This is a genomic window from Bartonella sp. AD328YNZD, assembly GCF_042196425.1.
On record NZ_JBHIQG010000004.1, the window covers coordinates 1 to 14,201 of the forward strand.

Consider the following 14,201-nt stretch of genomic DNA (forward strand, 5'->3'; position numbering starts at 1 on the left):
TCAATTGATTTTTCAAAGAATAATTAATAAAATTCTTTCAGAGAATACGCCACCGTCACTATGAACAATATTTCTCAAAATATCAAATAGAATTCCTTTCTTGTGAAAAAGAAAATATCAACAAATGTTATCATCGTTGCCCCCATGATACATATGAATGCCCATAGATCACATTCTCTTATACACTAACCTTTCATCACGATGATGCTATTCGAACGTCTAAAAGACATTAACATCACTTAGAAAAAAGCAAATTTACACTAAATTTTTTTGAGCCATTTGTTCTGAACAGGTACAATCTTTAAAATTGGTTTTATTGAGGTCTATTTATTTGCAGAACAAGTATAAATAAACTTATCCAATGAAGCTTTTAGCCTTCTATTTTATGAAGAACACCATACAGAAAAATTATAAAACAGTATATGAATTAAAAAAGTAAATAGGACACATATCAGTTAATCCAAATGCTAAAAGGTTGCAAGTGAGAGAACTTCTTTGATGAAACTAAGAAAACATACCATCATATTAAAGCGACTGAGAGAAAAAACTGCAACAAACAACGACTAAAAGATTCTAAAAAAACAGGAAAATAAATAAAAAACGAAAAAGGTAGAATCTCAAAACTTTTAAGCGATCTATTTTTCTATTGGACATTTCCCTATTGGTGGGCCCGGAGGGACTCGAACCCCCAACCAAGCGGTTATGAGCCGCTGGCTCTAACCAATTGAGCTACAGGCCCTACATAGGTTGTTTCTCTCTAAACTAAAATGCCCTATGATACAAGAGCTGACAAAGATTATAACCCATCTTTTTCTCTTTTTTTCTCTTTTCTATTGGTTTTTTTTCCAGTGCTCTAATTTCTTTACAAAAACTCTCAAAAATGAGAAAGTAATAAACTGATAAATATTAAAGGAATAGATATGATAAAAAAGAAAATTCAACCACTGAAGGGGTCTCTGGTTAAAACAGCTATATTAGCATTCACACTCTTAACCACTTCATTGACTGTGCATGCTGAAGCAAACAAAATAAAAAATGCAACAATCACAGTGACTGCAACCGGAGAAAGTCAAGCAGCACCGGATATGGCCATTATTAATCTAGCCGTTGTTACCTATGACAAAACTGCCCAAAAGGCATTAGCTTCTAATAATCAATCCATCAATGATATTATAAAAGCTTTTAAAAACAATGGTATCCAAGCAAATGATTTGCAAACATCAGGCTTATCCATTTATCAGTCGACCTCTGATAACCACCACGAAAAAAAGAATAATGAAAAACTCTATCATGTTTCAAATTCTTTAACCGTGCGCATTCGTGATCTTACCAATGCTGGTAAAATCTTTGATCAAGCGATGACACTAGGTGTTAATTCAGTTAACGGCATTACTTTTACCAACGCAGATACAAAGCCATTTTATCAAGAAGCACGTAAAAAAGCCATTACTGAAGCCATTGAAAAAGCGCAAACGATAGCACAAGCTGCCGATTTAAAATTAGGAAAAATTATTGAAATCAATGAAAAGGATGATTACTACCATCCAGCACCACGTCTCATGAGTAGAGCAGCAGATGCAAGCTACGCAAATACAAATTTTGCAGGTGGTGAATTAAATTATAATGTGAGTGTCACTGTAGTCTTTGCGATCGATTAAGTCACCAACTGTTGTATAAAAAATCACATTACTGGCCTTCACGTAGAAGACCAGTAATGTGATAAAGATAATCTTCCTCAGATAATAATTCGTCTTCGTAAATCTCTATCTGTTCGCGTGCAGAAATACGCGCGATATGTACCGTCTGACAATCTCCTGATACCAATGGATGCCACCAATGAAGATCTTTTCCCTCGTAAATTAATCTATAAGCACAACTTTCTGGAAGCCAACAGGCTGTTTTAACTGTTGTAATGTCTAGCGATATACAATCTGGTACAATTGATTTACGATGAGCATAATCTCGACACCTGCAGGTTTCCCCATCTAAAAGACGACAAGCAATACTGGTTGCATAAAGGTCACCCGTATCGTCGTCCTCAACTTTATGGAGACAACAACGGCCACAGCCATCACAAAGGCTCTCCCACTCAGAAATGGAAATCTCTTCTAATTTTTTTACTTTCCAAAAGGGAAGTTCTTCACTCATAAACTCAGATACACCTTTTTAAATTAAGACGATCTATAAAAAATGAAACATTTAATTTCTATAATTTCATCTATTTTTGTCTCTTAAAAAGATTAAACTCAATGTATAGTTTAAACCATGTTCTTAAAATCCATCTGAATAAAAAGAGAATATTCAAAAAATAGCGTATATAAATGAACGTAACCTATTAAAACATCTTTTTGTAAACTTAACGAAGAATAAAATGCGTCACCTAAAATGATAGAAAAATTCCGCAAAGAATATACATTTTCATCAAAAAGTCCGTATGTTGCAATATAAGTTTATTCCTAATAGATCTCATTTCTTAAAAAACGAGCCGTGCTATACGCAAGGTAGTGTTTTATCGTTCATTTTTTGAAAGCCCCCCTACTCTTTACTCCATAACCACCCTTTGCCCTATATCTATTGAGATAGTATAAAGCCCCAAAGATAAGAAAAACATTAAACATCGTAAACTTTCTAGATTATTCAAATTCTTCCTATGTTTTTCTCAAAAAAGTATCCAAGTACAACATGAAGCACCTCCCCCCTTCATTAAGAAGAAGAAGAAGGAAGCTATTAAAATGCACACGAATTCCTTTATTTAAGAATCGAGAAAACTGCGCAATTTTCGTGAACGGCTAGGATGTTTTAATTTACGAAGTGCCTTTGCTTCGATCTGACGAATACGCTCTCTTGTAACTGAAAATTGTTGTCCTACTTCTTCCAACGTGTGATCTGTATTCATCCCTATTCCAAAACGCATACGCAAAACACGCTCTTCCCGCGGTGTTAATGAAGCAAGAACGCGTGTTGTCGTATCTCGCAGATTAGCTTGGATAGCAGCATCAATTGGTAATAACGCATTCCTATCCTCAATAAAATCACCCAAATGGGAATCATCTTCATCACCAACAGGCGTTTCGAGTGAAATAGGCTCTTTTGCAATTTTAAGAACTTTTCGTACTTTTTCTAACGGCATAGAAAGCTTGCTAGACAATTCTTCTGGTGTTGGTTCTCGTCCAATTTCATGGAGAATCTGACGCGAGGTACGAACGATTTTATTAATTGTTTCAATCATATGAACAGGGATACGAATTGTACGTGCCTGATCAGCAATTGAACGTGTAATAGCCTGACGAATCCACCATGTCGCATAAGTTGAAAACTTGTAACCGCGCCGATATTCAAACTTATCCACAGCCTTCATCAAACCGATATTGCCCTCTTGAATAAGATCAAGAAACTGCAAACCACGATTGGTGTATTTTTTTGCAATTGAAATGACAAGACGCAAATTAGATTCTACCATCTCTTTTTTCGCAATTGTTGATTCGCGTTCACCTTTCTGCACCTGCATAACAATCCGACGAAATTCACCAATCGAAATAGCCGTTTCTTGCGCAAGATTTTGTATCTCACTTCGCAGTTTATGGATTTCTTTTGCTTCACGCACCGAAAACTCTTTCCAACCAGGTGTAGGCAAAGCAGCAATATAATTCATCCAATCCGCGTCCAATTCACGCCCTTGGTATTCTTTTAAAAAATCCTCATGGCCAATGCCATAGCTATTGGCAATCCGTTTCAGCTTACCTTCATTATGAATCAATCTCTTATTAATGTCATAAAGCTGTTCAACTAAAGCTTCGATACGATTTTGGTTTAAAGAAAGAGATTTTACTGCTTGAATCAACTCACCCTTTAATTGAATATATTTCTTCTTCTGAGAAGATGTAAGTGCCCCCTCTTTACGCTCTGCCAAACTGCTTTCAACATGCTGATCTTGTAATTTTCGTAATTTTACATAGGTTTGAGCAATAAAATCCAATGTTTCCATAACTTGAGGACAAAGTTCATTTTCCATTGCAGCAAGCGATAAGTTAACATCGTCCTCGTCTTCTTCATCATCGTCTTCAATGTTTCTCTCTCCTGCGCTCTCCCCCATATTACGTATACCAGAAGACATTTTTTCTTCTACTGTCTTATCAACTTCACTTCGCTCAATAACAGGAGCCTGCTTTGCTTCTGGACCAGCATAAGTCGTTTCAAGATCAATAATTTCACGAAGAAGAATACGCTGCTCTTTTAACTCGTCACGCCAGATAATAAGAGCCTGAAAAGTCAAAGGACTCTCACAAAGTCCCGCAATCATTGTCTCACGGCCTGCTTCAATACGCTTAGCAATGGCAATTTCGCCTTCCCGCGAAAGAAGCTCAACAGCTCCCATCTCACGCAAATACATACGCACCGGATCATCGGTGCGATCTGTTACTTCGCGTTTATTCGTTGTCGTTGCAATTGCGTGGCTAGAGGCTTCTACTAAATCCCCCCCCTCTACCGTAACTTCTTCTTCATAATTTTCAGACTCAACTTCATCCTCATCATCCACAACATTAACCCCCATCTCAGAGAACATCGCCAAGATATCTTCAATTTGTTCGGATGTAACCTCGTCAGAAGGAAGAACTGCATTGAGTTCATCCATCGTTACGTAACCATTTTTTTTGGCAAGTTTAATCATTTTCTTGATGGCATCATCAGAAAAATCAAGAAGAGGGCCATCTAAACTCGCTTGGCTTTTTACTTCTGCATTATCTTTCTGTTTAACCTTTGTTGCCATACCATAACTCCACTCGATCACGCCATAGTTTCTATGTGACCAGCTTTTTTGTTCTCACTTCAATCACCCAATAGTTTCTTATATATATTTCTTAAGAGATTACTATTAGAAAGAATACATTTTGTATACACCTTGTCATTCAGCCAAAAACGCGGGAAAACTCCAGAAGTTTCCCCGACACCTCTCAGTCCTTCTGAGATAATCTCTGTACCCTATCGTAAGAACCAATTTCCCGCTTTTCCTAAAATTTGCCCGCTTTTCCTAAAATTTAATTGTCATCTTTATAAGAATGTCACTCCACATAAACTTCCTCATCTAAAATTTAAGTGACTGATTCGCATTAAAAAAGCGAATCATTTTATCGTATCTTGTGTATTCCCGTCTATTTTTTCATCCAACCAACTTCCAAATCCTTCAATTAACGCTTCTGTTGCCTGCATCTGCTCCAGCTCATTTTTTACCTCACGAAGCAGATCAAAAACCTCACTCTTAGGATTTTCTACAAGTTGCTCTTCAATATCCTGTAACCTCTTATGTAGGTGGTGTTCTTGAAGATGCAAGTAGACAGCTTGTTTTAATATAGCACGTGCATCTTCTATAGGAGATCCACCAAGAATAATACGCATACCAATATTTTGCACAAGATATTTCATACGCTCTAACAGAGCCTTTTGTCCTCTTTTTTCTAAGAATGCAACCATCGTCTCTTTATCATGAAGCTGTTGGTCCCCAAGAATTTCCAACATGGCTTGATGAAAAATTATCAATTGAGTATTTTTTAATTCTAACTCAGAAAGAATTTCAAAATTTTCATACCACAACTCAGGATAGTAAGCTAAAGTAAGTAAAATCACTGCTTCACGCAAAGGGATAGATTGCGAAGAGTTTCGTACTATTTCAGAATTTGCTAACAGAGAAAAGGTTTGATCTTTAAAGGTCCTATTTGGTGAAGATTGACCATATCGCCCTTCCCCCTTTTGTTTTGAAAAAGAGGGACGAAAAAAATCAAAAAGGCGTTTTTTTATATCTTGCAAATAATAACGACGGACATCTTCATCCTTAATCGTAAAAATTTGTTGTTTTAGTTGTTTTTCTAGCGCTGCTCGTGCCTCTGGAATTTCAAAATGCTTTCCAGAGGTAGCACGCCACCATAAAAGCTCACTCAAAGGAATAGCTTTTTGCAAAAAAGAAGAAAAAAGCTGTGCTCCACCAGCACAAACAATTTCATCAGGATCTTTCCCTTGTGGCAACAAAACAAAGCGTACACAAACCCCAGCCTTTAAAAGAGGCAACACACGATCAGCAACACGAAAAGCAGCTTTTAAACCCGCATCATCACCATCAAAACACAAAATAGGCTCCTTCCCCATCTGCCATAAAAGCTCAATTTGCGCTTCCGTTAATGCTGTCCCTAAGGGTGCTACAACTCCTTCAAAACCAGCTTTAGTTAATGCAATAACATCCATATACCCCTCAACAACAAGGAGTGAATGAATTTTCTCATCGCCAACAAAGCGACTATTTTTGCGAGCTGCTGCCGCGTTATAAAGTATATTTCCTTTATGAAACAGCACTGTTTCAGGGCTATTGAGATATTTTGCTCGTGTATCTTTCTCTAATGCACGCCCTCCGAAAGCCACCACACGTCCGCGCAAATCTTCGATAGGAAACATAATGCGATTTCTAAATCGGTCATAAGAATCCGCGCTCTCCTCATGCACTGAGAGAAGCCCACATTCTTCCATTTGCTTTATTGAAATGCCCTGTGCACTCAAAGCTTCTTTCAAAGCTGTACGCCTTACCGGTGCAAAACCAATGCGGAAACGCTCTACAAGCTCTGGTGTAACACCACGTGCATCCAGATAACGACGTGCTTGCATACCTCCTTTATCGCGTAAATTATATTGAAAAAAATCTGTAGCAATTTTCATCACATCATAAAGGTCAGTTTTTTCCAGTTGACGCTGATGACTTTGTGAATCCAAAATAGGGAGTTTCATTCCCGCAAAATCAGCCAAACGCTCTACACTTTCTGAAAAGTGCAGTCCATCAAGCTCACACAAAAAGGTAAAAATATCTCCACTTACACCACAACCAAAACAATAATAGCGCCCTTTATGATCATCACAATGAAAACTTGGCGTTTTTTCACCATGAAATGGACAACAACACCAAAAGTCTCCCCGTGAAGGCTTACTTTTTCGAGGATCAAAATCCACCCGTTGACCAATTACTGTTGAAATTGGGAGTCTCGTACGCAGTTCATTAAGGAAATCGGGCGGAAAACGCATTATCTCTCACAGAGTTTAAAAATTCTTTTTTGCATATTTAACGACTTTAGAGCATAATTCCAATACTTCCTCTTAAGCAGTTGTAAAATTTTAAACCCTCAACTGCATATATTTTTAGAAATGGAGAATAAAAAGTGATCGAATTTATTGCTCAATATCCGTGGTTAGAGGCTATTTCTTGGCTTGTTATTCTTACTATAGCTGCCCTTTTAGTGAACTTTCTAGGACGAAAATTACTTATTCACGGAGCAAAAAAACTCTCTTCTTTTCTCCCAAAAAATACAACGATCGATATTAATAATGCTATTCAATACATAGCGGATATCATTTCAGCTTTTATTCTTTCAATTGGTGTTAATTTTATCTCAACATTGCCCGATGCATTTAGCACTGTCATCGGTAATGTTGCCAACGCCTTCATTATCTTCTTTGTCGTCCTGACAATTTCTTCCTGTCTCAATGTCATTAACATCCTTTACGAACAACGACCAACAGCACGACTAAAACCAATAAAAGGTTATATTCAAATTGCTAAAATTGCACTTTTTGCTGTTGCAACAATTTTAATGGTCGCTACATTAATTGACCGCTCCCCTCTTATTCTCTTCTCCGGTCTTGGTGCAATGGCCGCGGTTCTCATGTTAATTTTTCAAGATACGCTTCTTTCTCTCGTTGCCGGTATTCAAATTTCATCCACTGATATGGTGCGTGTTGGGGATTGGATTGAAATCCCCAATCTCGGTGCCGATGGTGATGTTATTGAAATTGCCTTGCATACTGTTAAAGTTCAAAATTTCGACAACACCATCACCTCAGTTCCTATCCGTAAACTTGTGACCGACCCTTTTAAAAATTGGCGTGGAATGCAAGAATCGGGTGGAAGACGCATCAAACGCTCTCTTTTTATTGATCAATCAAGTATCCATTTTCTCACAAAAGAAGAACAAAAATATCTTTCCCGATTTAATTTATTAGAAAATTATTTCACGCAAAAAGTAGCAGAAATTGATCAATGGAATGCTCAATTAGATAAAAATCATGATGTCTTAGCCAATACACGCCGTTTAACCAACATTGGAACTTTTCGTGCTTATGTTTTTGCTTATCTACAACAGCATCTAAACATCAATCCTAATATGACCCTCATGGCACGACAATTACCTCCTACAGAAAATGGTTTACCTTTAGAAATCTATTGCTTTACGAACACCACCGTTTGGATAGACTATGAACAAATTCAAGGCGATATCTTTGATCACCTTTATTCCATTCTGCCCTGTTTCGGTCTAAAGGTTTTTCAAAATCCAAGCGGTTATGATTTTAATCAAGTATTAAAAGCAAAAGTAAAATAAAAACAATAAACTTCAATTTATTAATTTGAGGCAACCACATTCACAACAACAAAGAAAGAATAAAGTATCATGAATGGTTCATTGGTACTCCTTCATCTTGCCGGCGCTATTTCTTTACTTCTCTGGTCCACACGCATGGTGCGCACAGGAGTTGAACGCGCCTATGGTGACAGACTTAAATATAAAATGTGCCACGTCGTTTCAAAACCATTGTTTGCCGTAAGTTTTGGGCTTTTTACAGCAATGATTTTACAAAGCTCTACAGCAATAACACTCCTCGTTGGCTCTTTCGTTGAATCTGGTTTTGTCTCTGGAGTAGCAGGACTTATGGCTGTACGCGGAGGAGAATTAGGATCAGCAATCGTTGTAAAAATCCTAACCTATGATCTCACACTTGTGGTGCCCCTTTGTCTTTTAATTGGCACTTGTATCTTCATGACAACAGAAAAACGTGAATGGCGTCAAATAGGACGTATTATCATCGGTATTGGTCTTTTGATTTTATCTTTAGAAATGATAAGTACAGCGACAGAGCCTTTACGTGAAAGCGAAATTTTGCCTAGCATCATTCGTTATCTTTCAACCGATCCTGTTTCCACTTTTTTGTTGGCTGCTGGCTTAACCTACCTCTTACATTCATCTATTGCAGGAATCATTTTGCTGGTCAATTTTGCCAATTACGATCTTATCCATACGCAACTCTGTGTTGTCATGGTTCTTGGTGTCAACTTTGGCTCTTCTCTTATAGCACCACTTTTAACGCGCAACGCCTCTCCTAATACTCGCCTCGTTCCCTTAGGAAATTTACTCATGCGTGGAGCAGGGTCAATCCTTATACTTATCTTATTTCTCTCCTTTCAACCACCCATCACATGGCTTGGCAATAACGCCCCTACTCAAGTGATTAATGCCCATATCATTTTTAATGTTTTCATTCTCCTTGCTGGAATACCTCTTTCAAAGTGGGTTTTAAAATTAACCACTCAGATCGTGAATATAAGTGCAAAAAAAACGCAAACCGATAAAACGCTCAATTTATCCGATCAAACAGCTCTTGATGATAGTGTTCTTGAACGCCCAACTCTCGCCCTCTCGAATGTCATGCGTGAAGTCATTCATATTTGTGATCTTGTAGACATCATGCTAGAAAAAATTATGGGACTTTATGAAAAGCCTAATCCCAATATTATTCGTGAACTCAACCAACTCAACACCATATTGGACAAAAAACATATCGCCATCAAACTTTATCTTGCACGATTAGCGGGACAAAAATTATCTGACGAAGAAGCTCTTCAAACGCAAGAACTTCTAGGTGCCTGTATAAAATTAGACCAAGCAGGCGATATCATTATTCACAATATGTTGATGCTGGTTAAAAAGAAACAACAAAAAGGTTTACAGTTCAGCAGCGAGGGCTGGAGTGACCTCCTTCGTTTCCACGCCATTGTACTAGCCAACGCGCATATAGCATTTAACGTTCTCGTCTCACGTGATACACACACTGCACACCTATTGGTACAAAAAAAAGATCAACTACGAAACTTAGAAAAAGAGATGAGTTTAAAACATTTTAAACGTCTGCGTGAAGGGGATCTCAAAAATGTAGAATCATCCAGTCTTCATCTTGACACTGTGCGCGACCTCAAACAAATCAACTCTCTTTTGACCTCAATGATCTACCCCATTTTAGAAGAACAGGGACTTCTTCAAAGTTCTCGTCTACGCAACCCTGTTGAAGAACAAACAGAAAAATCTTAAAATTTTAAAATAACTTGAATAAGAAATGCATCTCATCTATCATTAAATTTTGAACATTCAAATACCTTGATCAAAATATCAATTTAGTAAAAATATTTTATCTATTTGACATTTTAAATGAATTTTCTTCATCGTAAATTTCTTCCATTTAAAATCTACTCATGATGAATTCCTCAAAGTCATTTGCTTGCACATTACAAACAAAGTGGCATATAGAATAGAACTCTTGAAGAAAGACGTCAAAATACCTAACCATCTCAAAGCCAAAACTGTTCAAAACATAAAGAGATGGTCAAGAGCATGACAGTTGCAATCTAAACCCACCTTGTAAAAAGGGAACCGCTTCACAGTAGCAACGAAACAGAAATACTCTATAAGGAATACAAAACCCCACAAAAATGCAATGTTTATATCAAGATTGGTAGAGGTTCAACCTATACAGCCACGCTATAACCTGTCAACGAAACAGTTTTCATTTTAAACATCATTGATATCAATTGGCAAGCTCCAAACTTTTAAATATCCATTTTACTTATTACTTTAATCACAATTGTCTTTTAAATGTAAAAGAGAGCTTAAAAAGCTTATAAATACACTTTATGAATTCTTAAAACATTTTCACTAATATTTTCTTCTTTTATTCATATTTCTCAATTAATTAATTTGTTTATAAATTAAAATGTATTATATAATTTATACTTATTAAGTATTATATATAATATAAATGTGAGTATTATTTTAATATAAAGGAAATTAATAAGTAAAATCTCTAACAGAAATATCCTTTCCACTGGGTAAAAAAAGAATAAACCTTGATTTTTACAAAGTTTACTCTAGTTACAATTTAAATTCAGGCAAAGGAGGGTATCATGGAAAATGCAAACATCGGTTGGATTGCAGCTATTATTATCGGCGGGATTGCAGGTTGGGCTGCACAATATATTATGAAAAGCCAAACAGGAATATTATTAAATATTATCTTAGGGATTATTGGCGCTGCGCTAGCGAGCTTTCTTTTTAGTCTTTTAGGTGTAAGTTTTGCTGGTTGGCTTGGCTATCTTATTTCAGGTTTTATAGGAGCCTGTATTCTTATATGGATAGGAGAAAAAATTCGATCATAGAGTATCTATTTTTACACTTTTGGGGATTCAATACAAAACTAGGAAACAACTAGCAGAGTTTGAAATATTCCCTTGTAACTTGTTGTTACCAATTTTGATATGATGGTGAGATGCTTAAGCTGCGATTTTAGGCATACACCATCACCGTATTATAAAACCAAATGCAGTAAAGAACTTTATAACGCACCATTTCATACCTATATAAACTTACGCATATCAGGAAAGATATGTTGCGTTACTTTAACGAAATACGAACTTATTTTTGTACCACGTGCGCAAATCCAGCTTATCTCACTGTAATAACAATTCATAAGGTTACAAAAATCACTAACGATGATTAAAGATTCTACCGTATAATGCTTAATACCTATACACTTTATCAACAATACCCTTTTTACCGAAAAACTCGAAGAGCTTTTTTGCATCTTAAGAAATAAAGAGAGATGGCAAGAACAAAATGATAAAGAAATTTTTCCTAATCTGTGAAATAAAATAGTATCTAAAATAAATATAACACTTAAATTATGATTTGTTTTTAATTTATTTTTAATAATAAAAATATATAAGTAAACATGAATAATATTAATATAACTTTATTATAGAATTACTACATATTATGTGATGTAATATTTCAAAATTTTAACAATATAATATATTTTAAATTTTATAAAAATATATGCATTAATATAAACTTCTTTATTATAAAGAATACGATCACCTTTACATCTCAATTCAAAAGATTTGAATATCTCTTCACTTTCTAAAGTATAAAATAAAGTTTTGTTCCTCTTAAAACTTCCTCTTTATATCATCTTGCATAGATGAATTTTTAGCTCTTCTTTATATGTGTTACAAACGAATTTTAAAGCACGAAACATTTTTCCCATTGCTCTCATGCGATAAAGAAATTTCCGTAACACATTGTGAAAGCGCCTTGAACAAAACATAATACTTTATTTTACTTTTTTAAATGAAAATAATCCTATAATATATACTTCCTGCATATCTTCTTTTAAAGACCTTTGCTTTCGATTTTCCCTTTGATATCTTCCTGTTAAAATCTTGCTGCTTTTATACTCCTTGTATTACAATAGAGCTATCTATTTAACCCAACATAACATATGGAATAAGACTTTAGCTGTGGAGTAAAACGATGTCTTATCTTGAAGATTCCATCTTACCACCTCTAAAGTGGTTTTCTGATCAAAGTCCTCCAATACCAGAAAACGTTCGCAATTGGCTCATGGAATCGGGCTCAATGACGCTTCGATTGAAGAAATATTGTACCTGCCTCCAAGTTCAACCACAACGCGAATGTTTTATTACGCGAGATAAATTAACAGAAGAAGCAGAGCATATCCCCGAAAGTGCGCGTTATTGGCTACGTGAAGTCATATTAATGGGAGATAATAAACCTTGGCTCCTTGGACGCACTGTAATTCCACAAGAAACCCTCCTACACAATCAAGCCTTAATGCATTTGGGAACTGTACCTCTAGGACATTATTTATTTAACAATGACAAATTAACCCGCGATTACATTCATATTGGTCAACAAGGTGCGCTATGGGCACGTCGTTCCCGCTTGCGGTTAACGGATAAGCCATTGTTGCTAACTGAACTATTTTTAACAGATTCACCACTGTATCCCCACAAATAGAGGTTACTCATTTGATTCTGCATAATTTATAGATTTTATATAGCTTATAAGGGATTTAATCAGAGAAAAGAATTTCAAAATTATCTCAAGAACACATTACAAACAAAGGCTTCTTTTCAAAAGATCTTTTTATTTCATAAACTCAACTTAAAAATCTCTTCCCTAGAAAAAACGTTTTAAAGTTTTGATTTTCTTATCATTAAAACCAGTACTTGAATTAAAAAGATACACACCATATTGATAAAACCATCTATATTTAAATTTCTTGCTGAATAATCACCACTCTAAAATACGGAAACTCTTTATCAAAAAAATGCTTTGAAACAGCAAAAAAGACAATAATACACTCTCCAAAATTGGAAATCTGTATCAATTAGCTTAATCATCCTATTTTGAAATTTTTAACAGTGCTGACAATAGATCTTTTTAAAAAAGTAAAAACTCTATAATATTTTTTTTTAATGGTCTAAAAGCTTTGAAAAACAGAAAATATAATACATAAAAGATGTTTCATTGCTCTATGAGAGCCTAAAAAGTTTAGTTGATATCAAAAAGTTATTTTTTTGATAATAGTATGTGTGTACAAAATAAATGAAATTTATTAACATCCTACTAACTTACAAAGGCGACGCACAATAAAAAATATTTTCCAATCCCCTTGAATTAACAAGATTTATTGCAATTTCTTACGAAGACTATTGCACACTTTAGAAAAATTCATTTGCCCCGCATACCGTTCCTTAAGCCATGCCATCACCTTACCGATATCGCGTAATTTTTCAGCCTTTGTTTGTGCCAAAGCTTCACAAAGAACTTGTTCTACTTCCATCTCCTTAAGTTGATAGGGAAGAAATTCACGAATAACTTCTATTTCTGCTTGTCCTCTCTCTGCCAATTCCAAGCAACCAGACTCTTTATAGGCTCGCATCAATTCTTCACGCTGTTGAAGCATTTTAGTGAAAACAGACTGTATCTGCTGATCATCCACTTCTAGCTTCCCTTCATCATAATAAAGGATATCACGATCCCTAACTGCAGCATTCATTAAACGAAGTGTAGCAAGACGCGCACTATCTTGCGCTTTCAAAGCAGCCCTAAGAGCCCCATCAATCTGGTTACGCAACATAAGTTTATCCAATTTTGTTCAAGAAGAAGATGCCTTTTAACCAATCTTTATCCATCTTGCAATGGAGGATAAAAAAATAATTAAGGACTCGATCTTCGAAAAGCTAAAACAAGACTTTACCT

The 14,201-nt window shown here is 35.7% G+C and carries 9 protein-coding genes and 1 tRNA gene; 5 read left to right on the plus strand and 5 right to left on the minus strand.

Annotated features, from left to right (window positions below):
• Window positions 1-662: 662 nt before the first annotated feature.
• A tRNA-Ile gene (locus tag ACFIO3_RS00495) sits at window positions 663-739 on the minus strand.
• A 181-nt stretch (window positions 740-920) separates the two neighbouring features.
• Between ACFIO3_RS00495 and ACFIO3_RS00500 the strand changes: the two genes are divergently transcribed.
• Window positions 921-1,658: an SIMPL domain-containing protein gene (locus ACFIO3_RS00500; RefSeq protein WP_375606948.1), complete on the plus strand. Its 738-nt coding sequence runs from the start codon at window positions 921-923 to the stop codon at window positions 1,656-1,658.
• A gap of 28 nt (window positions 1,659-1,686) precedes the next feature.
• Here the strand turns inward: ACFIO3_RS00500 and ACFIO3_RS00505 are convergent, their stop codons facing one another.
• The 3 genes from ACFIO3_RS00505 to dnaG all read right to left on the minus strand — a co-directional run bounded on the left by ACFIO3_RS00505 (window position 1,687) and on the right by dnaG (window position 7,059).
• Window positions 1,687-2,148: a YcgN family cysteine cluster protein gene (locus ACFIO3_RS00505; RefSeq protein WP_375606947.1), complete on the minus strand. Its 462-nt coding sequence runs from the start codon at window positions 2,146-2,148 to the stop codon at window positions 1,687-1,689.
• Between the two features lie 604 nt (window positions 2,149-2,752).
• Window positions 2,753-4,768: an RNA polymerase sigma factor RpoD gene (rpoD, locus tag ACFIO3_RS00510; RefSeq protein ID WP_375606946.1), complete on the minus strand. Its 2,016-nt coding sequence runs from the start codon at window positions 4,766-4,768 to the stop codon at window positions 2,753-2,755.
• Between the two features lie 353 nt (window positions 4,769-5,121).
• Complete coding sequence (gene dnaG, locus ACFIO3_RS00515) at window positions 5,122-7,059, minus strand: DNA primase (RefSeq protein ID WP_375704008.1); 1,938 nt, start codon at window positions 7,057-7,059, stop codon at window positions 5,122-5,124.
• Between the two features lie 134 nt (window positions 7,060-7,193).
• On the opposite strand from dnaG, the gene ACFIO3_RS00520 reads away from it, so the two are divergent.
• The 4 genes from ACFIO3_RS00520 to ubiC all read left to right on the plus strand — a co-directional run bounded on the left by ACFIO3_RS00520 (window position 7,194) and on the right by ubiC (window position 12,953).
• Entirely contained in the window at window positions 7,194-8,411 is a 1,218-nt protein-coding gene (locus tag ACFIO3_RS00520; protein WP_375606944.1) for a mechanosensitive ion channel family protein, read from the plus strand.
• A 69-nt stretch (window positions 8,412-8,480) separates the two neighbouring features.
• A complete protein-coding gene (locus ACFIO3_RS00525; RefSeq protein WP_375704009.1) occupies window positions 8,481-10,172 on the plus strand; it encodes a Na/Pi cotransporter family protein in 1,692 nt (563 codons plus the stop codon).
• Window positions 10,173-11,041: 869 nt separating this feature from the next.
• Entirely contained in the window at window positions 11,042-11,293 is a 252-nt protein-coding gene (locus ACFIO3_RS00530) for a GlsB/YeaQ/YmgE family stress response membrane protein (protein WP_375606942.1), read from the plus strand.
• Between the two features lie 1,153 nt (window positions 11,294-12,446).
• Complete coding sequence (gene ubiC / locus ACFIO3_RS00535; protein ID WP_375606941.1) at window positions 12,447-12,953, plus strand: chorismate lyase; 507 nt, start codon at window positions 12,447-12,449, stop codon at window positions 12,951-12,953.
• A 673-nt stretch (window positions 12,954-13,626) separates the two neighbouring features.
• Here ubiC and ACFIO3_RS00540 read toward each other — a convergent pair.
• On the minus strand, window positions 13,627-14,079 hold the full coding sequence (locus tag ACFIO3_RS00540) for a GatB/YqeY domain-containing protein (RefSeq protein WP_375609255.1): 453 nt from the start codon (window positions 14,077-14,079) through the stop codon (window positions 13,627-13,629).
• Between the last annotated feature and the right edge of the window lie 122 nt (window positions 14,080-14,201).